Source organism: Streptomyces sp. NBC_01429 (assembly GCF_036231945.1).
In the GTDB taxonomy this organism is placed as follows: Bacteria; Actinomycetota; Actinomycetes; order Streptomycetales; family Streptomycetaceae; genus Streptomyces.
This window is the reverse complement of record NZ_CP109599.1, coordinates 1026386-1050859: the sequence shown is the minus strand read 5'-3', so window position 1 is coordinate 1050859 and position 24474 is coordinate 1026386. Positions and strand designations below refer to the sequence as shown.

Sequence of the window (24474 nt, the reverse complement as noted above, 5' to 3'; positions counted from 1 at the left end):
CTTGCTCACCACGACGGGTCGTGCCGGGTGGTGACGGGCGCCCGGCACGCGGCCCGTACCTCCGTCACACGGTCGCACCGCCACCATCGGGCGGATCAGTCGGATCAGTTGTGTCACAGAGCGCTGGGGGCCCCATGACGGCGACAGGAAGCGGTCCGCTGACCGGTGTACGCGTGGTCGAGCTGGCCGGGATCGGTCCCGGCCCCTTCGCCGCCATGACGCTCGCCGACCTCGGCGCCGATGTCGTAAGGGTCGACCGGCCGGGCGGCGCGGGGCTGGGCATCGATCCGGCGTACGACCTCACCAACCGCAACAAGCGCTCCGTGCTCATCGACCTCAAGGCCGACGACGGGGCCGCCCGCGTCCTCGAACTGGCCGAGCGCGCCGACATCCTCATCGAGGGCTACCGGCCGGGCGTCGCCGAGCGCCTCGGCATCGGTCCCGCTCCGTGTCTGGAGCGCAACCCGCGGCTCGTGTACGGCCGGATGACCGGCTGGGGGCAGGACGGCCCGCTCGCGGAGCGCGCGGGACACGACATCGACTACATCGCCGTGGCCGGGGCGCTCTCCATGATCGGCAAGGACGACGAGCCGCCCGCGCTGCCGGCCAATCTGCTCGGCGACTACGCGGGCGGCGCTCTCTACCTGGTCATCGGGGTGCTCGCGGCGCTCCAGCACGCCCGTACCCCGGACGGCGCCGGACAGGTCGTGGACGCGGCGATCGTGGACGGCACCGCCCATCTCACCACCATGGTCCACGCCATGATGGCGGCGGGCGGCTGGCAGGACCGGCGCGGGGCCAATCTGCTCGACGGCGCCAGCCCCTTCTACGGTTCGTACGAGACCGCCGACGGCCAGTACATGGCTGTCGGCGCGCTGGAAGGGCGGTTCTACCGGCAGTTCGTGGAGCTGCTCGGCATCGCCGGCGAACTGCCCGCCCGCAACGACATCGACCGCTGGGACGAGCTGCGGGAGGCGGTCGCCGCCCGGTTCAAGGGGGAGACCCGGGAGCGGTGGACCGAGATCTTCGCCGGGTCCGACGCCTGTGTCGCGCCGGTGCTCTCGCTCCGCGAGGCCCCCGCGCACCCGCATCTCGCGGCCCGCGCCACCTTCACCGAGCACGCGGGCATCGTCCAGCCCGCCCCCGCGCCCCGCTTCTCCGCCACCCCGGCCTCCGTGCGCCGCGCGCCCGCGCGGCCCGGCGCGGACGCCGCCGAGGTCGCCCGCGACTGGCAGCTGCCGAGCCGCGACCCGGACGCCGGTCCCGCCTGAAACACCCGAACCGACCGAACCGAAAGGCAGTCGCCGTGAGCAACGAAGCGTACGTGTACGACGCGATCCGCACCCCGCGCGGCCGGGGCAAGGCGGACGGAGCCCTGCACGGCACCAAGCCCATCGATCTCGTCGTCGGTCTGATCCACGAGCTGCGCGCCCGCCTCCCCGGACTCGACCCGGCGGCCATCGACGACATCGTCCTCGGAGTGGTCAGCCCGCTCGGTGACCAGGGCTCGGACATCGCCCGGGTCGCGGCCGTCGCCGCCGGACTGCCCGACTCCGTCGCCGGCGTACAGGAGAACCGCTTCTGTGCCTCCGGTCTCGAAGCCGTCAACCTGGCCGCCGCCAAGGTCCGTTCCGGCTGGGAGGACCTCGTCCTGGCGGGCGGCGTCGAGTCGATGTCGCGGGTGCCGATGGGCTCCGACGGCGGCGCCTGGGCGATGGACCCGATGACCAGCTTCGCCACCGGCTTCGCCCCCCAGGGCATCGGCGCCGACCTGATCGCCACCCTCGGCGGCTACAGCAGGCGCGACGTCGACGAGTACGCGGCGCTCTCCCAGGAGCGGGCCGCCGCCGCGTCGAAGGACGGCCGCTTCGCCCGCTCGCTCGTCCCCGTTCTCGACGGCAACGGACTCACCGTCCTCGACCACGACGAGCACCCGCGCCCCGGCACCACCGCCGACTCGCTCGCCGCGCTGAAGCCGTCCTTCGCGCGGATCGGCGAGGCGGGCGGCTTCGACGCCGTCGCCCTCCAGAAGTACCACTGGGTCGAGGCCATCGACCATGTCCACCACGCGGGCAACTCCTCCGGCATCGTGGACGGCGCGGCCCTCGTCGCCATCGGCTCCCGGGAGACCGGTGAACGGTACGGGCTGACGCCGCGTGCCCGGATCGTCTCCGCCGCCGTCTCCGGATCCGAGCCGACGATCATGCTCACCGGACCGGCTCCCGCCAGCCGCAAGGCCCTCGCCAAGGCGGGACTGACGATCGACGACATCGACCTCGTGGAGATGAACGAGGCCTTCGCCGCGGTCGTGCTGCGTTTCGTGGACGACATGGACCTCACCCTGGACAAGGTCAACGTCAACGGCGGAGCCATCGCGCTCGGCCACCCGCTCGGAGCCACCGGCGCGATGCTCCTGGGCACCCTCGTGGACGAACTGGAGCGCCAGGACAAGCGGTACGGGCTCGTCACGCTCTGCGTCGGCGGCGGCATGGGCGTCGCCACCGTCGTGGAGCGCCTCTGACCGCCCGCCTCTGACCGCCCGTCCCTGTCCGGCCCCGCCTCCCGATCCCCGATCCGGAACTCCCCATACGGAGCAGCAGCATGAGCGAGCCCACCGCCCCCGCTTCCCCCGCCTCCCCGGATTCTCCCGCCATCCGCTGGGAGCGGGACGGCACCGGAGTCGTCACCCTGGTCCTCGACGACCCGGACCAGTCCGCCAACACCATGAACCAGGCGTTCCGGGACTCCCTCGCGGTGATCGCCGACCGCGCCGAGGCCGAGCGGGACTCCATCCGGGGCATCGTCATCACCTCCGCCAAGAAGACCTTCTTCGCGGGCGGCGACCTCAAGGACATGATCACGTACGGGCCGGCGGACGCCCGGCCGGTCTTCGAGGGCGGCATGGCCGTCAAACACGCCCTGCGCCGCCTCGAAACCCTCGGCAAGCCGCTGGTCGCCGCCATCAACGGGGCCGCCCTGGGCGGCGGTTACGAGATCGCCCTCGCCTGCCACCACCGCATCGCCCTCGACGTCCCCGGCTCCCGGATCGGGCTGCCCGAGGTCACGCTCGGGCTGCTGCCCGCCGGCGGCGGGGTCACCCGTACCGTACGGCTCCTGGGGCTGGCCGACGCGCTGCTCAGGGTGCTGCTCCAGGGCACCCAGTACCCTCCGGCGCTCGCCCTGGAGAACGGTCTGGTGCACGAGGTCGCCGCCACCGCAGACGAGATGCTCGCGAAGGCCCACGCCTTCATCGACGCCCACCCCGCATCGGCGCAGCCCTGGGACGTCAAGGGATACCGGATGCCGGGCGGCACCCCGGCCAGTGGGCCTCTCGCCGCCCAATTGCCCTCTTTCCCGGCCAACTTGACCAAGCAGCTCGGCGGCGCCCCGTTCCCCGCGCCGCGCGCGATCCTCGCGGCGGCCGTCGAGGGCGCGCAGGTCGACTTCGAGACCGCGCAGACCGTCGAGGCCCGTTACTTCACCGGGCTGGTGACCGGACAGACCGCGAAGAACATGATGCGGGCGTTCTTCTTCGACCTCCAGGCCGTCAACTCCGGTGCGAGCCGCCCCCGGGACATCCCGCGGCGCGAGGTGCGCAAGGTGGCGGTCCTGGGCGCCGGGATGATGGGCGCCGGCATCGCCTACTCCTGCGCCCGCGCCGGATTCGACGTCGTCCTCAGGGACGTGTCCCCGGAAGCCGCCGAGCGGGGCAAGGAGTACGCGCGCGGGCGCCTCGCCAAGTCGCTCGCCCGGGGCCGTACGACGGAGGCCGACCGCGACGCGCTGCTGGCCCGGATCACCCCCACCGCCGACTCGGCCGACCTCGCCGGGTGCGATGTCGTCATCGAGGCGGTCTTCGAGGACGGCGCGCTCAAGCGGAAGGTGTTCCAGGAGGTGCAGGACCTCGTGGAGCCCGACGCGCTGCTCTGCTCCAACACCTCCACCCTGCCCATCACCGAGCTGGCCGAAGGCGTCCACCGGCCCGCCGACTTCATCGGGCTGCACTTCTTCTCACCGGCCGACCGGATGCCGCTGGTCGAGATCATCAAGGGCGGCCGGACCGGCGAAGAGGCCCTCGCCCGCGCCTTCGACCTGGTGCGCGCGCTGGGCAAGACCCCGATCGTCGTCAACGACGCGCGGGGCTTCTTCACCTCGCGGGTGATCGGACGCTTCCTCAGCGAGGGCGTCGCGATGATCGGCGAGGGCATCGAGCCCGCCTCGGTCGAACAGGCCGCCGCGCAGGCCGGCTACCCGGCCAAGGTCCTGGCCCTCATGGACGAGCTGACCTTCACCCTCCCGCGCGCCATCCGCGAGGAGGCCAGGCGGTCGACGGAGGAGGCCGGCGGCGTCTGGACCGGGCACCCCGCCGACTGGGTCGTCGACCGGATGGTCGACGAGTTCGACCGCCCGGGGCGCGGCGCCGGCGCCGGCTTCTACGAGTACGACGAGAACGGCGCGCGCACCCGGCTGTGGCCGGGGCTGCGCGAGCACTTCTGCACGGAGGCCACCGACGTCCCCTTCCATGACATGAAGGAGCGGCTGCTCTTCTCCGAGGCCCTGGACGCCGTCCGCTGTCTGGAGGAGAACGTGCTGACCTCGGTCGCCGACGCCAACATCGGCTCCCTCATGGGCATCGGCTTCCCCGCCTGGACCGGCGGCGTGCTCCAGTACATCAACGGGTACGAGGGCGCCCTGCCCGGCTTCGTCGCGCGCGCCCGCGAGCTGGCGGAGCTGTACGGCGAGCGCTTCGAGCCCCCGGCGCTGCTGGTGGCGAAGGCGGAGCGGGGCGAGACGTTCGGCGACGGCTGACAGCCGGCCGCCCGGTGGTGGGCCTCCCGGCCCACCACCCGTGTCAGGCGTCGGCCGTGAGGTAGGCGATCACCATGTCGCCCAGCAGCGCGCGATAGTGCTCCCGGCGGTCCGGCGCCGTCAGGTCGCGTCCGAACAGGCTGCTGAAGGTATGCCTGTTGGCCACCCGGAAGAAGCAGAACGAACTGATCATCGCGTGCAGATCGATGGCGTCCACCTCGGCGGTGAAGACGCCCTGCGCCCGCCCCTCGTCCAGGATCCGGCCGATGACCGCGATCGCGGGGGAGTTGAGCGAGCCGAGCGTCGACGACGCCGCGATGTGCTCCGCCTCGTGGATGTTCTCGATCGAGACCAGCCGGATGAAGTCCGGATGCGCCTCGTGGTGGTCGAAGGTGACCTCGGCCAGCCGCCGGATCGCGGAGACCGGGTCCAGATGCGCGACGTCGATCTCCTGCTCGGCGGCCCTGATCACCCCGTACGCCCGCTCCAGCACCGTGGTGAACAACTGCTCCTTGCTGCCGAAGTAGTAGTAGATCATCCGCTTGGTGGTCCGGGTGCGCGCCGCCATCTCGTCCACCCGGGCGCCCGCGTACCCCAGCCGGGCGAACTCCCGGGTCGCGACGTCGAGGATCTCCTCCCGGGTCCGCGCCGCGTCCCGCGTGCGCGTGACAGGTGGTGTCGACGGGGGGACGGCGGCTCCCATGGGGCTCCTCGCGGCGAAGTGCGTGGTGGGCCCCGAGTCTAACGAGACGGCTCCTGGCCGGGGGTGGGCCGCGGGCCGCGGCGGTCAGCCCCGGCCGGCGGCGTGCTGGACGGCGAGGCGTACGGGCGCGTTCCGGGCGCCGTAGCCCCGGTAGCCGCCGGTGCGCTGGACGATCTCGAAGAAGACCCGTCCCACCGTCGCGGTGTAGCAGTGGTGGAACTCCCCGTCCGCGTCGCGGTCGTAGAGGATGCCGTACTCGCGCAGCGCGGCGAGCCTCCCCGGGGCCCACGTATAGCGGGCCTCCAGGTCGTCGTAGTAGTTGCCCGGGACGCGCAGCAGTCCGGCGCCGCGCTCGCGCAGCCGGCGCGCGGTGGCCACGATGTCGTCGGTGGCGAGTGCGATGTGCTGCGGGCGCGCCGACCGCTCGCCGGGCCCGGGGGCGACGTTCAGCGCGATCCGCAGGGAGCCGTCGGCGTTGGACACGGCGCGGCTGCGCACCAGCCCGAACGGGTCCGCCAGGTCCAGGCTCTCGTCCGGTTCGAGGCCCAGCACACTCCGGTAGAAGAGGGACGCCTCGTCGAACTGGTGCCAGGGCTGGGGCAGCGCGACATGGTCGATACGGGTGAGACCGGTGGGTTCCCCGGTGCCCGTGATCCCGGTGTCGCCGGGGCCGGGGACCGCCGGGAAGTCGCCCCGCCAGCCCGCCGTCCCGCCTGTTGCCCCGCCTGTTGTCCCGTCCGCCGCCGTGCCGCAGAAGAACAGCTCGGTGCCGTCCGGCGCCGCCACCGCGTCCAGCGGCGCGTCCCGCTCGGCCCGCCTGCGCGGCACGACCGGTGCCAGCAGCGCCTCGGCCCGCCGTACGGCCGCGTCCTGGGCGGGGGTCTCCAGACCGAGGGCGGCGAGGGCCGCGCCGTCCCGCCGGCCGGCTCCGGCGCCGCTGAGCAGGATCCGCGCCTCGCCCTGCTCCCACAGGTCCACCGGCTTGGTGGCGTGCCGTCCCGTCCGGGCGAAGCCGAGTGTGCGCAGCAGGGCGCGCAGCGGTTCGGTGTCGGCGGTGACCAGCTCGGCGAAGGCGAACCCCGTCGCCGCGACGGGCGCGGGCGGCGCGCTCAGCCCCGCCGACTCCTCCAGGGTGAGCAGCGAGCGCAGCGCGTCGACCGCCGTACGGCCCGCGTCCCCCTGCCGGAAGACGTCGTTGAACACCTCCAGCGACAGCGGCCCGGTGTAGCCGGCCCGCACGGTGTGCCCCACCAGGCCAGCGAGGTCGAAGTCGCCCTGGCCGGGGAAGCAGCGGTAGTGGCGGCTCCACTGGAGGACGTCCATGGCGATCCGGGGAGCGTCCGCCAGCTGGAGGAAGAAGATCTTCTCCCCGGGGATCTCCTCGATGCCCCGGGGATCGGACCCGCGCGAGAGGATGTGGAAGCTGTCCAGGCAGACGCCGAGCGCGGGATGGCCCGCCGCCTCGACGATGCGCCAGGCGTGGTCGTACGTATGGACGTGCCGTCCCCAGGCGAGCGCCTCGTAGGCGAGCCGGATCCCGTGCTCCGAGGCCAGCGAGGCGAGCCGGTGGAGCTGCTCGGCGGCGAGCGCGTCGTCGTCGACCGCGTCGGGCGAGACGCTGGAGCAGACCAGCAGCAGATCGGCGCCGAGCCGCTCCATCAGAGCGAACTTCCGCTCCGCGCGCCGCAGATTGCCGGCGAGGATCTCCTCGGGTACGGCCTCCGCGTCCCGGAACGGCTGGTAGAGGTCGATGGTCAGGCCCAGATCGGCGGCGCGGGTACGGATCTCCTCGGGGCTCAGGGGGCTCGCGATCAGATCGTTCTCGAAGATCTCGACCCCGTCGAACCCGGCGGTGGCGGCGGCGCCGAGCTTCTCGGAGAGAGAGCCGCTCAGCGACACCGTGGCGATGGACTTGCGCAGGGCGGTCTTCCGCACGGCGGTCTTCCTCACGGGGTGGGGGCGCCGACGAGGTCGGCGAAGTCGTCGAGCATCAGGTCGGGGTGCGGCTCCAGGCCGGTGAACAGCCGGAACGCGTCGGCGGCCTGGAAGACCGCCATGGCGCCGCCGTCGAGGGTGGGGCAGCCCAGATCGCGGGCCAGCCGCACGAGTTCGGTGTCGAGCGGCCGGTAGACCACCTCGGCGACCCACAGCCCCGGCCGCAGCAGTCCGGCGGGCAGCGGCAGCCCGGGGTGGCCGGCCATGCCGGTGGGCGTCGCGTGGACGAGGCCGTCGGCGCGGGCGAGCCGCCCGGCCAGGTCGCGGCCGGCGAGGGCGCTCGCGCGGCCGGGCCCGAAGTGCGCGTTCAGCGCGTCGGCGAGGGCCACCGCGCGGGCGTGGTCGGTGTCGGCGAGCGCGAGCCGGTCGGTGCCGAGGGTGAGCAGCGCGTGCGCGACGGCTGCCCCGGCCCCGCCCGCGCCGAGCTGGACCACCCGGCCGGTGGGGACCCCGGGCAGCCCCCGGGCGAAGGACTGCGCGAAGCCGGTGACATCGGTGTTGTGCCCGATGGTCCGCCCGTCCCGGAAGACGACGGTGTTGACCGCGCCGAGCGCCGCCGCCCCCGGGGACAGCTCGTCCAGATGCCCGATCACCAGCTGCTTGCAGGGGTGCGTGATGTTCAGCCCGTCGAACCCGAGCGCGCCCGCGGACCGCACCAGTTCACCGACCGCCTCGGGCCCCACCCCCAGCCGGTCGATGTCGATGACGCGGTAGAGCAGCCGCAGTCCGTGCCGGTCCGCCTCCCGCTCGTGCAGAGCGGGGCTGAGCGAGGGGCCGATGCCCGCCCCGATCAGACCGGTGAGGTACGAGGCGCCGGTCATCGGACCACCGCCGTCAGCCGGGCCAGCTGCGCCAGTCCCAGCGCGTAGCCGTACGCGCCCGCCCCGCAGATCACGGTGGAGGCGACGGCCGAGACGTACGAGAAGTGCCGGAACGGCTCGCGGGTGTGGATGTTCGACAGATGGACCTCCACGACCGGGAGGTCCGAAGCGGCGAGCGCGTCGCGCAGCGCCACCGAGGTGTGGCTGTAGCCGGCCGGGTTGATGAGGATGCCCCGGTGCGCGGTACGGGCCTCCTGCACGGCGTCGATCAGCACCCCCTCGTGGTTGCTCTGCCGGAAGTCGGCCCGCAGGCCGTGTTCGGTCGCGGTGGCGTGGCACAGCGCCTCGATGTCGGCGAGGGTCTCCTTGCCGTACACCTCGGGCTCCCGCACCCCGAGGAGGTTGAGATTGGGGCCGTTCAGTACGAGGACGGGGCGGGCCGTGGAGCGGTCGGACGGGTCAGTCATCGGTGATCTTTCCGGTGAGGGGGAGTGGGCGGGCCGGGATGTTCGGTCCGCGAACGGGGGGCCGGTCCGGGCGGGCCGGCCCCGGCCGGGTCGGGCGCGGGGCCGGCCCGCCCGGTCAGGCGCGTACGGAGCGCGGGGTGTCGCTCCCGGACGGGGTCCGGCCGTCCCCGCCGTCCCCGTCCGCCGGGTCGCTCCTGACGCCGAGTTCCGCGGTGGGCACTCGATGAGTCTCCCGGCCGGTCACCACGGCCAGCGAGCTGAGCGCGCAGAAGACGGCGGTGAAGATCCCTACCCCCACCCAGTTGTCCCCGTCGGGGCCGGCGATCCGCGCCGCGAAGCTCACGGCGAATCCGGCGACCGCGAAGCCGATCTGGGTACCGATCGCCATGCCCGAGAGCCGGACCCGGGTGGAGAACATCTCCCCGTACAGGGACGGCCAGATGCCGTTGGCCGCGCTGTAGACGACGCCGAAGAACACGATGCCCGCGAGGAGCACCAGCGGATAGGAGCCGGTCGAGATCGCCCACAGATAGACGAAGACCATCACTCCGGAGCCGAGCGAACCGATGAGGAAGACGGGCTTGCGGCCGATCCGGTCCGAGAGCCGCGCCCAGAGCGGGATGGCCAGCAGGGCCACGGCGTTGGCGCTCACCCCGACCCACAGCATGGCCGTCCTGCCCATGCCGACGGCGTCACTGGTCGCGTACGAGAGGGCCCAGACGGTGAAGATCGTGGAGACGGTCGCGATCGTGGCCGCCGCGACGACGCGCAGCACATCGGCCCAGTGGTTGCGCAGCAGATGGACCAGCGGCAGCTCGGCCCGCGTCCGGGCCGCCGACTCGCGCTCGCGCTGGAAGACGGGGGTCTCCTCCAGATTGCGCCGGATGAGATACCCGGCCACCGCGACGAGGGCGCTCAGCAGGAACGGGATCCGCCAGCCCCAGGTGTAGAGCTGGTCGTCGGGGAGCGCGGCGACCGGGATGAAGATCAGGGTGGCGAGGATCTGACCCGCCTGGGTTCCGTTCAGGGTGAAGCTGGAGTAGTACCCGCGCCGGTCCTCGGGGGCGTGTTCCAGCGTCATCGAGCTGGCGCCGGCCTGCTCGCCCGCGGCCGAGATCCCCTGGAGCATGCGCATCAGGACCAGCAGGACGGGCGCGGCGGCCCCGATCTGGTCGTAGGTGGGCAGAACGCCGATGAGGAACGTCGAGATGCCCATCAGGATCAGGGTCAGGACCATCACCCGGCGCCGGCCGAGCCGGTCGCCGATGTGGCCGAGGAACAGCGCGCCGAGCGGCCGGGTCGCGTACGCCACTCCGAAGGTGCCCAGCGAGATGAGAGTCGCGGTCGCGGGGTGGTCCGGGTTGAAGAAGACCTTGGGGAAGATCAGGGCCGCGGCGCTGCCGTAGATGAAGAAGTCGTAGTACTCCAGGGCGCTGCCGATCCAGGCGGCCACGGCCGCCTTGCGGGGCTTGCCCTGCGGGGCTGCCGGTGCCGGTCGCGAGGCGTCGGGCGAGTGTGCGGACACGCGGGCTCCTCAGAGGGGGGACGGGACGGGGAGGCGGCGCAGAGCGCCCGGTGCGCGAGGGCGCTCGGCACGAAAGACGCGCTAATTAACGCACTGGATAGTTAATTACGTTGAGCAGGATCCTCGGACCGGCACCGGAAACTGTCAAGACATCGCGCGGAAACCTCTCCCGAAGGCGCGGTGGCGCTTGGCTGCCCGTCGCGTCCCGCACGACACGCGATGCCCGTACGTCCCGCTTTCGCCGGACTGATCACTCAACGGGAATAATGTTCCAGTTCCTGCCCTGCCCGTGGACGGTGTCACATGAGTGCTGCACGACCGAAGTCACCGAACCCCCGACGGAGCGGGAAGCCCGGCCGCGGCGGCGCCCCCGCCAACGACCGGCTGCTCCGGATCCTGCTGCGCCGCCGCAAGGAGCCCCTCAGCGCCGACGACGTCACGGTCACCGACAAGCCCGAGGTGCGCCGGGCGGTCTCCGCGGCCGCTCTGGGCAACACCATGGAGTGGTTCGACTTCGGGGTGTACGCCTACCTGGCGGGCACCCTCGGCAAGGTCTTCTTCCCCTCCAGCTCACCGGGGACCCAGGTGGTCTCCACCTTCGCCACCTTCGCCGCGGCCTTCCTGGTCCGGCCCCTCGGCGGCCTGGTCTTCGGCCCGCTCGGCGACCGCATCGGCCGTAAACGCGTACTCGCCGCCACCATGATCATGATGGCGATCAGTACGTTCGCCGTCGGCTTCCTGCCCGGCTACGGCACCATCGGCTTCGCCGCGCCGCTCCTGCTGCTGCTCTGCCGCCTCGTCCAGGGCTTCTCCACCGGCGGCGAGTACGCGGGCGCCACCACGTACATCGCCGAGTACGCACCGGACAAGCGGCGCGGATTCCTCGGCAGCTGGCTCGACTTCGGCACCTTCGTCGGCTACTCGCTCGGCTCCGGCATCGTCACCCTGCTCACGGCCCTCCTCGGCGAGGACGGCATGGTGGACTGGGGCTGGCGCCTGCCGTTCCTGGTGGCGGGACCACTGGGGCTGATCGGCCTCTACATGCGGCTGCGGCTGGAGGAGACCCCCGCCTTCCAGAAGGAGAGCGAACAGGCCGAGCTGCGCGCGCGGCAGAGCGGCCCGGACCAGGACCCGGTCGAGGAGGCCCGGCAGTCCGGCAAGGGGCGGCTCAAAGAGATCTTCACCCGGCACTGGCAGGCCGTGCTGATCTGCATGGGACTGGTCCTGCTCTACAACGTCACCAACTACATGGTGACCTCGTACCTGCCCACCTACATGACCGAGACCGTCGGCCAGGAAGCCCTCACCGCCCAGCTGCTGGTGCTCGGGACGATGGTCGTGGTCGTCCTCACCATCACCACCGTGGGCCGCACCTCCGACCGGTGGGGCCGGCGCCCCGTCTTCATGGCGGGCAGTATCGCGCTGGTCGTGCTGTCCGTACCCGCGTTCCTGCTGATCCGCACCGGCGGCATCGTGCTGTCGGCCCTCGGCTGCCTGATCCTCGGGCTGCTCCTGGTGTCCTTCGCCGGTACGTCCGCGTCCACCCTGCCCGCGCTCTTCCCCACCCGGCTGCGCTACGGCGCCCTGTCGATCTCCTTCAACATCTCCGTATCGCTCTTCGGCGGTACGACACCGCTGTTCGCGTCCGGCCTGGTGGAACTGACCGGCAACGACATGGTGCCCGCGTACTACCTGATGGTCGCGGGCGTCATCGGCTTCGTCTCCACCCTCTTCCTGCACGAGACCGCCGGCAGGCCGCTGCGCGGCTCCGGGCCGATGGTGGAGGACGAGGAACAGGCCCGCCGGCTCGTCGCGCACAGCCGTACGGAGGCGGGGCGCCGGGCCAGGGACGTCTGGCTACGGCTGCGCCACCCCCGGGCCCCGCACCACCAGGACCCGGGTGGCCCCGACGGCCAGGGCGGCCCGGACCGGGGCTGAGCACCGGTCCGCGCCGCCCGGCCATTCCGGTACGCGCGACTCGTCAGCCGAGACCGAGACCGCCGCGGCCGACGACCTCCGCGTACCAGCGCGCGCTGTCCTTGACCGTGCGGCGCTGCGTCGCGAAGTCGACGTGCACGATGCCGAACCGCTTGCTGTACCCGTACGCCCACTCGAAGTTGTCCAGCAGCGACCACAGGAAATAGCCGCGCACCGGCGCGCCGTCGCCGATCGCCCGGTGGACGGCGGTCAGATGCCCGCGCAGATACTCCACCCGCTCCGGGTCGTGGACCGCGCCGGACGGGTCGGCGTAGTCGTCGTAAGCGGCCCCGTTCTCCGTGACCATCAGCGGGGTGCCGGGCAGCTCGTCGCGCAGCCGCGTCAGCAGCTCGTACAGCCCGTCCGCGTCGACCGGCCAGTCCATCGCGGTGCGCGGACCCGGCGCGGGGAGGAAGCGCACGCGGCCCTCCGCGCCCGGCCACGGCGACGCCTCCTCCGTGTCCCCGGCGGGCTCGCCGGGGGAGGCCGCCGCGACGACCGTGGGGGAGTAGTAGTTGATCCCCAGCGAGTCGATGGGCGCCGAGATCGTCTCCAGATCGCCGTCCCGCACGAACGACCAGTCCGTCACCGAGGCGGTGTCCTCGACCAGGTCCTCCGGCAGCCGCCCGTGGAACACCGGATCGAGGAAGATCCGGTTCCCCACCGCGTCGATCCTGCGCACCGCGTCCAGGTCCGCCGCCGAGTCCGTCAGCGGACGCAGCGAGTGCAGATTCAGGGTCAGCGAGACCTCGGCCTTCGCCGGCAGCGTCTCGCGCAGCGCCCGGGTGGCCAGACCGTGCGCCAGATTGAAGTGGTGCGCGGCGCGCAGCGCGGCGGCCGGGTCGGTGCGGCCCGGGGCGTGCACGCCGGACGCGTACCCGAGGAACGCCGCGCACCAGGGCTCGTTGAGCGTGGTCCACGTCGTCACCCGGTCGCCCAGCGCCTCGGCCGTGATCCGCGCGTACTCGGCGAACCGCTGCGCCGTCTCGCGCTGCGGCCAGCCGCCCGCGTCTTCCAGCTCCTGGGGCAGATCCCAGTGGTAGAGGGTGGCGACCGGCGTGATGTCCGCCGCGAGCAGCCCGTCCACCAGCCGCCGGTAGAAGTCCAGCCCCCGCTGCACGGCCGGTCCGCGTCCCGTCGGCTGGACCCGCGGCCAGGCCACCGAGAAGCGGTAGTCCGTGACGCCCAGCTCCTTGAGCAGCGCGATGTCCTCGTCCAGCCGGTGGTAGTGGTCGGCGGCGATGTCGCCGGTGTCACCGTTGCGCACCCGGCCGGGGACGCGGCTGAAGGTGTCCCAGATGGACGGGGTACGGCCGTCCTCGGCGGCGGCGCCCTCGATCTGGTACGCGGCGGTGGCGGTCCCCCAGCGGAAACCGCGCGGGAAGCGCAGCTCCGTGGCGATCGGGGAACGTGCGTCGACAGCGGTCATGTGGAAGGAACTCCTGTGAGAAGAGGCGGAACGAGTGGCGGGAACGTAGGGGGGAAACAGGGACGGAGCGGTGACGGACCCTCAGCCCTTGACGGCGCCCTGCATGATGCCGCCGACGATCTGCCGTCCGAGCAGCCCGAAGACCAGCAGTACCGGCAGCGTGCCGAGCAGCGTGCCCGCCATGATCACGGACTGGTCGTGCACATAGCCGCCGCCGAGCTGGCGCAGCGCCACCTGAACGGTCGGGTTCTGCGAGGAGAGCGCGATGATCGGCCAGAAGAAGTCGTTCCACGCGGCCATGAAGGTGAGCATGCCCAGTACGGCCATCCCCGGGCGGGCGATGGGCACCACGATCGACCAGAAGATCCGCGCGGTGGAGGCGCCGTCCACCCGCGCCGCCTCGATCAGCTCGTCCGGCAGCGACTGCACCAGGTACTGCCGCATGAAGAACACCCCGAAGGCGGAGACCAGTCCGGGCAGGATGACGGCCTGGAGCTGGTTCACCCACTGGAGCTCCGCGATCAGCATGAACAGCGGAATGACCCCGAGCTGCGGCGGGATCATCATGGTGCCGATGGTGATGGCGAGGAGCGCGCCCCGGCCCCGGAAGCGCAGCTTGGCGAAGGCGAACCCGGCCAGGGTGCAGCACAGCACCGTACCCACCGTGATCGAGCCCGACACGATCAGCGAGTTGAGCAACGCCTTGCCGATATCGGCCTGTTCGAGCACCGCCTCGAAGTTGCCGATCAGGTTCGGTCCCGGCAGCAGACTCGGCGGCACCTTCGCCAGATCGGCGTTGGAGCGGCTGGCCGCCACGATCGTCCAGTAGAACGGGAACGCGGAGAACAGCAGCGCGACGGCCAGGATCACATACGAGAGCTTCCCGCCGTGCTGGGTGCGCCCGGCCCGGCTCCGGCGGCCGGGCGGCTTCGGCCGGTCCGTGTCCCCGGCGGGCTCGGTGGGCGGGGTCGGCGGTGCGGCGAGCGCGGTCATCGGCCGGCCTCCTTGCGGGAACGGCGCCGCGCGATCAGGGCGTTGACCCCGACCAGCAGCACGATCAGAACGAACATCACCCAGGCGATCGCGGCGGCCCGGCCCAGATGGAAGAAGCCCCAGCCCTGCTCGTACATGTAGAGGCCGAGCGTCTGGTACTGGTGCGAGATCCCGCCCGAGATGGACCCCTCGAACAGCAGTGGCTCGCCGAACAGCTGGGTGGCGCCGATGGTCGAGACGACGACGGTGAAGACGATCGTCGGCCGCAGCCCCGGCAGGGTGACATGGATGAACTGCCGCCAGCGCGAGGCGCCGTCGACCTCGGCGGCCTCGTACAGCTCGCTCGGAATGGACTGCATGCCCGCCAGGTAGATCAGCGCGTTGTACCCCGTCCAGCGCCAGACGACGATGGAGGAGACGGCGATCTGCGAGGCGACCGTGCCGGTCTGCCAGTCCACCGGGCTGATGCCCACCAGCCCCAGCACGTAGTTGATCAGCCCGAAGTCGCGGCCGAAGAGTTGGGCGAAGACCAGGGTGGCGGCGGCCACCGAGGTGGCGTACGGCAGCAGCATCGCCGTACGGACGAAAGTCCGGCCCCGCAGCTTGTAGTTGAGCAGATGCGCCAGCCCCAGCGCCATCACCAGCTGCGGCACGGTCGACAGCACACCGATGGTGAAGGTGTTGCGCAGCGCGGTCCAGAAGAACTCGTCACCGAAGATCGAGGCGTAGTTGCCGAAGCCGCGCCACTCCAGGTCGCCGGGCGTCTGGAGCTCCACCCGGTAGAGCGAGACGTACGCGGTGTAGAGCAGCGGGAAGAGCCCGAAGGCCGCGAACAGGGTGAAGAACGGGGCGAGGTAGGCGTACGGCGAGAAGGCGCGCCAGGCGCGGCGCGCGGCGGACGCCCGGCCCGCGGGGCGTCCGGGCGGCGGCGCGGGCGCGGCCTTCGCCGCGCCCGCCTTCGCGGTGCCAGTGAGAGTCATGGAACGGCCTTCGGGAGCGGGAGCGGAAGAAGGAGAAGGAGCGGGGACACGGGCAAGTGGGGCCGGGGCCGGTCCCGTTCACAGGACCGGCCCCGCCGAACCGCTCAGCCGATGACGTTGTCGACGCCCTTCTTCGCGTTCGACCACGCCTTGTCGGACGAGATGCCCTTGCGCTCCACCTCGCTCAGCGCGTTGGTGATCTGCTGGGCGACGTTCTGGTCATGCACACCGAGGACCTGTACGGGGGCGTCCTTGGCCGCGTCGCCGAAGATCTGGCCCGTCGGCGCGTCGGAGAAGTACGGGTCCTGGGCGTCCGCGACCTTCTCGATGGCGCCCGTGGAGGACGGGAAGATGCCCTGGTCCCGGAAGAGCTTCTCCTGCTGCTCGGGGGCGGTGAGCCACTTGATCAGCTCGTACGCCTCCTTCTTGTGCTGGGCGGCGCGCGGTACGGAGAGATACGAGCCGCCCCAGTTCCCGGCGCCGCCGGGCAGCTTGGCGATGTCCCACTTGCCGGAACCGTCCTTGCCCGCCTGGCCCTTGATGTAGCTGAGCATCCAGGCCGGGCACGGCATGGTGGCGAACGAGCCCGCCGCGAACGCCTGGTTCCACTGGGGTGACCACTGGTCGAGCTTGGCGCTCAGCCCGGCGCCCGCCGCCGTGACCGAGGCGGCCCAGGCATCCTTGACGGCCGGGTTGTTCTCGTAGATCAGCTTGCCGGAGGCGTCGTAGTACCGCTCCTTCTCCTGGCCGATCATGATCGAGTAGAGGCTGCCGACGCTGTCGAGCCAGGCGCTCTTGGCCGGCGCCTTCTTCTTGTACTCCTTGCCGAGCGCGAGGTAGCCGTCCCAGGTGGACCACTTCTCCGCCAGCTCGGTCCGGTCGGTCGGCAGGCCCGCGGCCTTGAACAGATCCGTCCGGTAGCACATCGCCTCGGGCCCGACGTCGGTGCCGAGCCCCAGCACCCGGCCGTCCTGGGTCGTCGCCGCCGACCACTTGGCGTCGGCGAACTGGTCCTTGAGCTTGTCGGCGCCGAACTGCTTCAGGTCCTCGAACTTGTCGGCCTGCTGCTGGGTGACCGAGGCGATCCGGCCGACCTCGACGCCCTGTACGTCGGCCAGTCCGCCACCGCCCGCCAGCCGGGTCTGGAGCGACTTCCAGTAGTCGGCCTCGTCCTCGGTGTCGCTCTGCTTGACCGTGATCTCCGGGTGGAGCTTCTGGTACTCCTCGTAGAGCCCGGCCTCCTTGTAGCCGAACGATCCGAAGAGGTCGACGGTCAGTGTGACCTTGCCGCCCGCGCTGTCGGAGGTTCCTCCCGAGGAACCTGATCCACACGCGGCGAGCAGTGCCCCGGAGAGCACGACCGCACCCAGGCGGACCGCGGCCCTGCCGGCGGCTCGGGCGATGGGCATGAGAAGCCTCCTTTGGCTTCGAAGTACAGACGAGAGCCATTGAGAGCGCTCTCAAAACCTGGGGTGGAGCGTGCCCCGGGCTGCCTCCCTTCGTCAAGACTCGAACGCGTAACGGCCGGGTCTCGGCGGGAACTCCCGTTTGTGTCGGGCGTATTGACACTTCTGTTTCAGGAGTTTTACGTTTCTTTGCATCTGAGAGCGCTCTCGGATGCCCTTTCCCCCCATGCTCTTGAGGTGTCGTCCATGTCCGTCTCCCGAGCCAGACCCGCCTCAGCGCTGGTCCTGGTCGCCGCCCTCGCCGCCGCCGGCCTGGGCCCCGCCGCCGCCCCCGCGGTGGCGGCCGAGATCCCCGCAGGTGCGGGCAGCTACTCCGACACCCGGCCCGCCGGCACATCGGGCCCCACCACCAACACCGGAACCCCGGTCACCCCCAAGGTGACCGAGTCCGCCCGGGACAAGCCGGTGCCCACCAACGACTGGTGGTCGTCGCTGGCCTTCCAGCGGTACGGCGACAACCCGTACTCGACCCCGATGTACGGCCACCCGCTCACCTACCAGGCGACGTCGGGCGGTCTGGAGGTCGGCTATCCGACCTCGCCGTCGATCGTCGGCGACGGCCGCCAGTACGAGTACCCCCACAAGGCCGACCTCACCGTGGGCCTGACCGGGCTCAACTCGCCGGACACCAAGGCCGACGACTGGTCGGACTGGACCGTCACCCCGTACTGGGCGGACGGCACCCGCACCCTGCGGACCACCATCGGCCACGGGCTGCCCTTCGTCTACGCCAAGGGCTCGGGCGGCGACGCGCGGATCACCACCGCCGCCGCGCCCGAGGTCTTCGCCGACGACGGCAATGTCCTCGGCATCACCGTCGCGGGCCACCACTACGCCCTGTTCGCGCCCACCGGCAGCGACTGGACGGTCTCCGGGTCCACCGTGACGGCCGGGCTCGGCGCCCACGACTACTTCTCGCTCGCCGTGCTGCCGTCCACCGACGCGCTCGCGACGTACCGGAAGTACGCGTTCAGCTTCGTCACCGGCTCCGAGGTCAGCTGGAGCACCGAGGGCGGCAAGGTCGGCGCGACCTACCGCCTCACCACCGAGCCGCAGGAGGGCACCGAGACCGGTACGCTCCAGGCCCTCTACCGGCACCAGTGGCTGCACACCACCGACGCGCTCACCCCTTACACCTACGTCTCACCGCGCTCCACGATGAAGGTGCGCGAGGGGACGTCCTTCAGCACCGAGCAGGCGTCCTCCGGGGTGCTGCCCGCGCTGCCGGAGTCGAGCGGTGTCGACCGGGCGCGGCTCAAGGGGTATCTGGACGAGGTGGCGGGCGCGGCCGATCCGTTCTCCGGCGCGACGGACACGTACTGGACCGGCAAGGCGCTCGGCAAGCTGGCCCAACTGGTGCCGGTGGCCGACCAGATCGGCGAGAGCGCCACGCGCGACAAGCTCCTCGGGCTGATCAAGAACCGGCTGGAGGAGTGGTTCACGGCGGGCGGCGCGTCCGAGTTCTCGTACGACAAGGACTGGAAGACCCTGACCGGTTACCCGGCCTCGTACGGCAGCGACACCGAGCTGAACGACCATCACTTCCACTACGGCTACTACGTGTACGCGGCGGCGATCGTCGCCCAGTACGACCAGGCGTGGGCGGCAGACTCGGCCTGGGGCACGATGGTCAAGACGCTGGTGCGCGACACCGCCAACCCCAGCCGCGACGACGCGGACTTCCCCTTCCTGCGCGGCTTCGACATCTACGCGGGCCACAGCTGGGCCTCGGGTCACCAGGGCTTCGCCGCGGGCAACAACCAGGAGTCCTCGTCGGAGTCCATCAACCTGAGTGCCGCGCTGGTGCTGTGGGGCTCGGCGACGGGTGACAACAGCCTGCGCGACCTGGGCAGCTTCCTGATCGCCACCGAGTCCGAGGCGATCGCCCAGTACTGGTTCGACGCCGACCAGGAGGTCTTCCCGGCCTCCTTCGGCCACGAGACCGTCGGCATGGTGTGGGGCAGCGGCGGCGCGTACTCCACCTGGTGGACCGCCAACCCCGAGGAGATCCACGGCATCAACGTCCTTCCCGTGACCGGGGGTTCACTGCACCTGGGCCGCGAGAAGGAGGCGATCAAGCGCAACCTCGCCGAGATGGAGCGGGAGAACGGTGGTCCGGCCGCCGAATGGCGCGACATCCTCTGGGAGTTCGAGTCGTTCGCCGACCCGGCGGCCGCGAAGGCCAAGTGGGACGCGGGACACGCCGACTACACGCCCGAGGACGGTGAGACCAAGGCCCACACGTACCACTGGCTCACCACCCTGGACGCGCTGGGCGCCCCCGACGCGACCGTGACCGGCTCCATCCCGACCTCCGCCGTCTTCAGCAAGGGCGGAACGCGCACCTACGCGGCGCACAACTTCGAGTCGGTGGCGCGCACGGTCACCTTCTCGGACGGTACGACACTCGACGTACCGGCCAGGTCGACGGCGACCCGGTAACCGCACCGCGCTCGGACGCATCACACACGGACGTACCACGCGTCACGCACCGCTGTACGTACGGCGGGTCTCCCCTCAGGCGGAGGCCCGCCGTACCAGCGTCGTCGGGGTGATCACCGAGGACGGTCCCGGACCTTCCCCCGCCCGCTCCCGGTCCAGACCGCGCAGCAGCAGCCGCGCCATCAGCCGGCCCTGCCCCTCGATGTCCTGCTGGACGGTGGTGAGCGGCGGATCGGTGGCCGTGACCACCGCGTCCACATCGTCGAAGCCGACCAGCGCCACCTCGTCCGGCACCGCACGGCCGCGCTCCCTCAGGACACGCAGCGCGCCCGAGGCCATCAGATCGTTGCCCGCGAAGACCGCGTCCAGATCCGGACACCGCTCCAGCAGCTCCGCCATGGCCCGCGCGCCGCTCTCGGCGGTGAACGCGCCCTCGGCGATCAGCGCCGGATCCCCGTCGGGCAGCACATCGCGGTAGCCGTCGAGCCGGTCGATGGCCGAGGTCTGGTCCAGCGGCCCGGCGATGTGCGCGATCCGCCGCCGCCCCAGACCGCACAGATACCGCACCGCCTCGCGGGCCCCGCCCCGGTTGTCGGCGTCGACGTACGACACCGCCTGCCGGTCCGCCGTCGGGCGGCTCGGCCGGCCACCGTAGACCGTCGGCATCCCGGCCCGCTCGATGATGGCCGGGATCGGATCATCGGTGTGCAGGGAGAAGGCGAGCGCGCCGTCGACATGGCCGCCCGCCAGATAGCGGGCGATCCGGTCGTAGTCGCCGGGCCCTTCGAGCAGGAGCAGCACCAACTGGGTGTCGTGCGCCGTCAGTTCCTTGCTGATGCCGCGGATCTGCTGGGAGAAGAACGGGTCGGAGAAGATCCGGATCTCCGGCTCCGCGATGATCACGGCGACCGCGCCGGTGCGCCGCGTCACCAGGGAGCGGGCCGCGTGGTTCGGTACGTATCCCAGCTCCTCCACCGCCTTGCGCACCTTGTCGGCCAGCGGCTCGCGCACCCCCGCGCCGCCGCGGACGACCCGGGAGGCCGTGGCCCGGGAGACCCCGGCGCGCGTGGCGACGGCTTCCAGCGTGGGACGGGACCCGGGGGACGGCTCGGACAAAACGTGCGCTCCTCGTGGGCGGTAGAGGCGGTGACGCCGCATCCGTCGATCCACCGCATCCGGCTGGATCGCGATGGTGCGGATACGGCGGGACAAAGCCGGACGGCTACAGCGTAACCGCTCGTCCCGCCCTGTTGGGAGCGCTCTCAGGCTGTTCGCGCCGCGCATGGCGTGGGAGCGGCCGCTTCGGCCGCCGTCGCCTCCGGTGCCGGTGCGGGATCCCGCGCCCTGCCCGACCTCCGGCCGTTCGCTGCCCGTCCGCCACCCTTCCCGTGCCCGTGTCCCGCCCGCCCCGGTACCCCCGCCGGTCCGGTACTGCCCTCTTTTGAACGGGAGTTGACCGGGGTAGCTTCCGCCCCATGGAGATCCGTGCGCGGGGAGCCCGCTGGTCGTGCAGAGCGCTGGTCACGGTGGCGTCCGCCGCCCTGTGCGGGGTGCTGCTCGCCCCTACGGGAGCACAGGCCGCGACCCCGGGCCCGGCCCCGGGCCCGGCAAAAGCCCCGGTGAGGGTGAGCGAGCCCGTCTACTCGTACGAGGGCGCCATCCGCGAGTCCGTCTGGGTGGACACCGGCCTGGACGGGGACGGGGACGGCAGGACCGACCGCGTCGCCGTCGACATCGTCCGCCCCGGTGAACCCGCCCGCGAGGGCCGGAAGATACCGGTCATCATGGACGCGAGTCCGTACTACTCCTGCTGCGGCCGGGGCAACGAGAGCCAGCGGAAGACCTACGACGCCAACGGCGACCCCCTGGGCTTCCCGCTCCACTACGACAACTACTTCGTCCCGCGCGGCTACGCCTTCGTCGCCGTCGACCTCACCGGAACCAACCGCTCCGACGGCTGCGTGGACGTCGGCGGACGCTACGACGTCCAGTCCGCCAAGGCCGTCGTCGACTGGCTGGGCGGCCGCGCCCAGGGCTACGCGAGCCGCACCGGCGGCCAGGCGGTGCGGGCCGACTGGACCACCGGCGCCACCGGGATGATCGGCAAGAGCTACGACGGCACGATCGCCAACGGCGTCGCCGCCACCGGCGTCGAGGGCCTCAAGACCATCGTGCCGATCGGGTCCATCAGCTCCTGGTACGACTACTACTTCGCGCAGGGCGCGCCCCTCTACAGCTCCGGCCCCGACTGGCTCTCCAACTACGTGGAGAGCCCCGAGGCCCGCACCCGCTGCCAGGCCGTCCAGCGAAGCCTGGTCGAGGGAGCGCCGCGCACCGGCGACCGGACGCCGCTGTGGACCGAGCGCGACTACGTACGCGACGCGCACAAGGTCACGGCCAGCGTCTTCGCCGTCCACGGCATGCAGGACCTCAACGTCCGTACGAAGCACCTCGGCCAGTGGTGGGACGCGCTCGCCGACGCGGGCGTGGAGCGCAGGATCTGGCTCTCCCAGACCGGCCACGTCGACCCGTTCGACTTCCGGCGCGCCACCTGGGTGTCCACCCTGCACCGCTGGTTCGACCACTACCTGCTCGGCTACGACAACGGCGTCGAGCGCGAACCCATGGCCGACATCGAGCGCGCGCCCGACCAGTGGTCCACCGACCGCGTCTGGCCGCCGCGCACCACCACCGCCACCACCCTGCGCCCCGGCGCCGGAACGGTCCCCGGCGTCGGCACCCTCGGCCGTACTCAGGCGGCGCCCGGCACCACGGAGACGTTCACGGACGACCGGCGCCAGAACGAGGAGGACTGGGCCGCCGCCATCGACCGCTCCACCCCCGCGAAGAACGGATTCATCACCCAGCCGCTGAGCCAGGACCTGCGGCTGTCGGGTTCCGCGCGGGTGACCGTCACCGCCACCCCCTCCACCACCACCGCGCATCTGACCGCCGTCCTGGTCGATCTCGGACCCGACACCATCCGTGACTACGGCGCGTCCGGCGAAGGCATCAGCACCCTCACCCACCGCACCTGCTGGGGGCCGAGCACCGCCGCCGACAGCTCCTGCTACCTGGAGACCGCCGCCCGCACCACCGACGTCGACCACACCGTCTTCAGCCGGGGCTGGGCGGACCTCGGCACCTACGCCGACCCGGGCAAGGGCCGTCCGCTCACCCCCGGCACGCCCTACACGCTCACCATCGACCTCGCCGCGAGCGACCACGTCGTCCCGGCCGGCCACCGGCTCGCCCTGATCGTCGGCGGCACGGACAGCGGCCTCATCGACCCGCCGTCCACCACCCCCACCCTCACCCTCGACCTGGCCCGTACGGAGGCGGAGCTGCCCCTGGTCGGCGGCGCCGCCGCGTTCCGGCGCGCCACCAGCGGCTCCGTACCTCCGCACAGCGCACCGAGCGAGTCCCGTCCGAGCGGCGTGGCCGTGCCGCGTCCGACCCCTCCGATCCCGGGAGACCGCAGTTGATGACGTTCCGACCGGCACCGCGCGTCCGCGCCCTCGCCCTGGCGGTCACCGCCGCCGCGTTCATCGCGCCGCTCGTCACGATGCCCGCCCAGGCCGCCGCCACCCCCGCCACCGACGCGGCGCCGCGCACCGGCTTCGAGGCCAACGGCGGCGCGCGGTGGACCAGCCAGCCGCAGGAACAGGAGTTCCTCTCCGAGGTGGCCCGGGGCAGCGCCGCCCAACTCACCACGATCGGCACCACCAAGCAGGGCCGCCCGCTCCAGCTCGTGGACCTCGGCGCCCGGCACGCGCCCGTCACCGTACTGCTCGTATGCAGCCAGCACGGCAACGAACCCTCCGGCCGCGAGGCCTGCCTGAGCACCGTCCGCGATCTCGCCTACGCCAAGGACAGCGCCACGAAGCGGTTCCTGGCCCGGACCAACGTCCTGGTCCTGCCCACCGCCAACCCGGACGGCCGCGCCGCCGACACCCGGGGCAACTCCGACGGCACCGACATCAACCGCGACCACATCGAACTGAAGACGGCCGAGGCCCGCGCCATGGCCGCCGTCATCCGCGACCGGCGCCCCGAGGTCATCTACGACCTCCACGAGTACGGCGCCACCCCGCTCTACTACGACAAGGACCTCTTCGACCTCTGGCCGCGCAACCTCAACACCGACCCGCACGTGCACGACGAGTCGCGGACGCTCTCCGAGCGGTACGTGCGCCCCGCCGCGCAGGCCGGCGGCCACTCCACCGGCACCTACGGGATCTGGACCGACCCGGTCACCGGCGACCCGGTCCGGCAGACCGCGGGCGACGGCCAGGAGCGCATCCTGCGCAACGCGTCGGGCGTCAAGCACGCGCTCGGGCTGCTCATCGAGAGCCGCGTCAACCCGGTGACCGAGGAGGAGAAGGCCGACGCCGCGGTCAACAACAAGCGCCGGGTGACCAGCCAGCTCGACGCCCTGAAGGGCCTGTTCACCTTCGCCGGTGAGCGGGGCAGCCGGATCGCCGCCGCGACGGCGAGCGCCCGGCTGACCGGGCTGAAGGACCGCGGGCCGATCTACCTCGGCGGCGCGGACAACGACCCGGCCACCCCCGACCGGATCATCCAGAACCCGCCGTGCGGCTACCGGCTCGACGCCGCCCAGTACGCGGACGTCAAGGACGAACTCGCCCTGCACGGCGTCCTGTCGCTGCCCGTGGGCAAGGGCGCGTACGTGCCGCTGCGGCAGTCGCAGCGCGCGCTGGCGGCGCTGCTGCTCGACGAGCGGGCGGAGTACCACCTGACGGCGGGGCGGCCGGTGGCCTGCTAGGCCCTGCCCAGCCTGTCACCGGCGACACCCACCGAAACGGTCCCTGTCGAGCGTCCGCGACGCGGCAGGCGGCAGGGAGGC

The 24474-nt window shown here is 71.9% G+C and carries 16 protein-coding genes and 1 pseudogene; 7 read left to right on the top strand and 10 right to left on the bottom strand.

The features are described from left to right. Positions 1-134 precede the first annotated feature (134 nt). The 3 genes from OG627_RS04515 to OG627_RS04505 all read left to right on the top strand — a co-directional run bounded on the left by OG627_RS04515 (position 135) and on the right by OG627_RS04505 (position 4809). Positions 135-1271, top strand: a complete 1137-nt coding sequence (locus OG627_RS04515; protein ID WP_329061637.1) for a CaiB/BaiF CoA transferase family protein — start codon at positions 135-137, stop codon at positions 1269-1271. Between the two features lie 35 nt (positions 1272-1306). Beyond that, positions 1307-2521, top strand: a complete 1215-nt coding sequence (locus OG627_RS04510; protein ID WP_329061635.1) for an acetyl-CoA C-acetyltransferase — start codon at positions 1307-1309, stop codon at positions 2519-2521. Between the two features lie 80 nt (positions 2522-2601). After that, entirely contained in the window at positions 2602-4809 is a 2208-nt protein-coding gene (locus tag OG627_RS04505) for a 3-hydroxyacyl-CoA dehydrogenase NAD-binding domain-containing protein (protein WP_329061633.1), read from the top strand. A 43-nt stretch (positions 4810-4852) separates the two neighbouring features. On the opposite strand, the gene OG627_RS04500 is transcribed toward OG627_RS04505, so the two are convergent. The 5 genes from OG627_RS04500 to OG627_RS04480 all read right to left on the bottom strand — a co-directional run bounded on the left by OG627_RS04500 (position 4853) and on the right by OG627_RS04480 (position 10320). Beyond that, on the bottom strand, positions 4853-5512 hold the full coding sequence (locus OG627_RS04500; RefSeq protein WP_329061631.1) for a TetR/AcrR family transcriptional regulator: 660 nt from the start codon (positions 5510-5512) through the stop codon (positions 4853-4855). 84 nt (positions 5513-5596) lie between these two features. Next, positions 5597-7432 carry a bifunctional sugar phosphate isomerase/epimerase/4-hydroxyphenylpyruvate dioxygenase family protein gene (locus tag OG627_RS04495; RefSeq protein WP_329072353.1) on the bottom strand — a complete coding sequence of 612 codons (1836 nt, stop codon included), beginning with the start codon at positions 7430-7432 and terminating at the stop codon, positions 5597-5599. A gap of 26 nt (positions 7433-7458) precedes the next feature. Then, positions 7459-8328: a shikimate dehydrogenase gene (locus OG627_RS04490; RefSeq protein ID WP_329061629.1), complete on the bottom strand. Its 870-nt coding sequence runs from the start codon at positions 8326-8328 to the stop codon at positions 7459-7461. Continuing rightward, positions 8325-8795 (bottom strand): type II 3-dehydroquinate dehydratase, encoded by a 471-nt coding sequence (aroQ, locus tag OG627_RS04485; RefSeq protein ID WP_329061627.1) that lies wholly within the window; start codon positions 8793-8795, stop codon positions 8325-8327. Before aroQ ends, OG627_RS04490 begins: the two co-directional genes overlap by 4 nt. Positions 8796-8910: 115 nt before the next feature. Then, on the bottom strand, positions 8911-10320 hold the full coding sequence (locus tag OG627_RS04480; protein ID WP_329061625.1) for an MFS transporter: 1410 nt from the start codon (positions 10318-10320) through the stop codon (positions 8911-8913). A 384-nt stretch (positions 10321-10704) separates the two neighbouring features. On the opposite strand from OG627_RS04480, the gene proP reads away from it, so the two are divergent. Further along, on the top strand, positions 10705-12258 hold the full coding sequence (gene proP / locus OG627_RS04475; RefSeq protein ID WP_329072350.1) for a glycine betaine/L-proline transporter ProP: 1554 nt from the start codon (positions 10705-10707) through the stop codon (positions 12256-12258). Between the two features lie 43 nt (positions 12259-12301). Here proP and OG627_RS04470 read toward each other — a convergent pair whose 3' ends face one another. The 4 genes from OG627_RS04470 to OG627_RS04455 form a co-directional block, all read right to left on the bottom strand. Then, complete coding sequence (locus OG627_RS04470) at positions 12302-13726, bottom strand: GH1 family beta-glucosidase (RefSeq protein ID WP_329061623.1); 1425 nt, start codon at positions 13724-13726, stop codon at positions 12302-12304. Between the two features lie 81 nt (positions 13727-13807). Further along, positions 13808-14719, bottom strand: a complete 912-nt coding sequence (locus tag OG627_RS04465; protein ID WP_329061621.1) for a carbohydrate ABC transporter permease — start codon at positions 14717-14719, stop codon at positions 13808-13810. Beyond that, positions 14716-15699: a carbohydrate ABC transporter permease gene (locus tag OG627_RS04460; protein WP_329061620.1), complete on the bottom strand. Its 984-nt coding sequence runs from the start codon at positions 15697-15699 to the stop codon at positions 14716-14718. The genes OG627_RS04465 and OG627_RS04460 overlap by 4 nt, the downstream gene beginning before the upstream one ends. 104 nt (positions 15700-15803) lie before the next feature. Beyond that, positions 15804-17108, bottom strand: a complete 1305-nt coding sequence (locus OG627_RS04455; RefSeq protein WP_329061618.1) for an ABC transporter substrate-binding protein — start codon at positions 17106-17108, stop codon at positions 15804-15806. 243 nt (positions 17109-17351) lie between these two features. On the opposite strand from OG627_RS04455, the pseudogene OG627_RS04450 reads away from it, so the two are divergent. Continuing rightward, a pseudogene (locus tag OG627_RS04450) lies at positions 17352-19601 on the top strand (glycosyl hydrolase); the annotation flags it as partial. An 81-nt stretch (positions 19602-19682) separates the two neighbouring features. Here the strand turns inward: OG627_RS04450 and OG627_RS04445 are convergent. After that, positions 19683-20723: a LacI family DNA-binding transcriptional regulator gene (locus tag OG627_RS04445; RefSeq protein WP_329061615.1), complete on the bottom strand. Its 1041-nt coding sequence runs from the start codon at positions 20721-20723 to the stop codon at positions 19683-19685. 359 nt (positions 20724-21082) lie between these two features. On the opposite strand from OG627_RS04445, the gene OG627_RS04440 reads away from it, so the two are divergent. Continuing rightward, positions 21083-23092: a Xaa-Pro dipeptidyl-peptidase gene (locus OG627_RS04440; protein ID WP_329061612.1), complete on the top strand. Its 2010-nt coding sequence runs from the start codon at positions 21083-21085 to the stop codon at positions 23090-23092. Next, the gene (locus OG627_RS04435; protein ID WP_329061610.1) at positions 23092-24393 is read left to right on the top strand and encodes a M14 family metallopeptidase; all 1302 of its coding nucleotides are present in this window, start codon (positions 23092-23094) and stop codon (positions 24391-24393) included. The genes OG627_RS04440 and OG627_RS04435 overlap by 1 nt, the downstream gene beginning before the upstream one ends. Positions 24394-24474 lie beyond the last annotated feature (81 nt).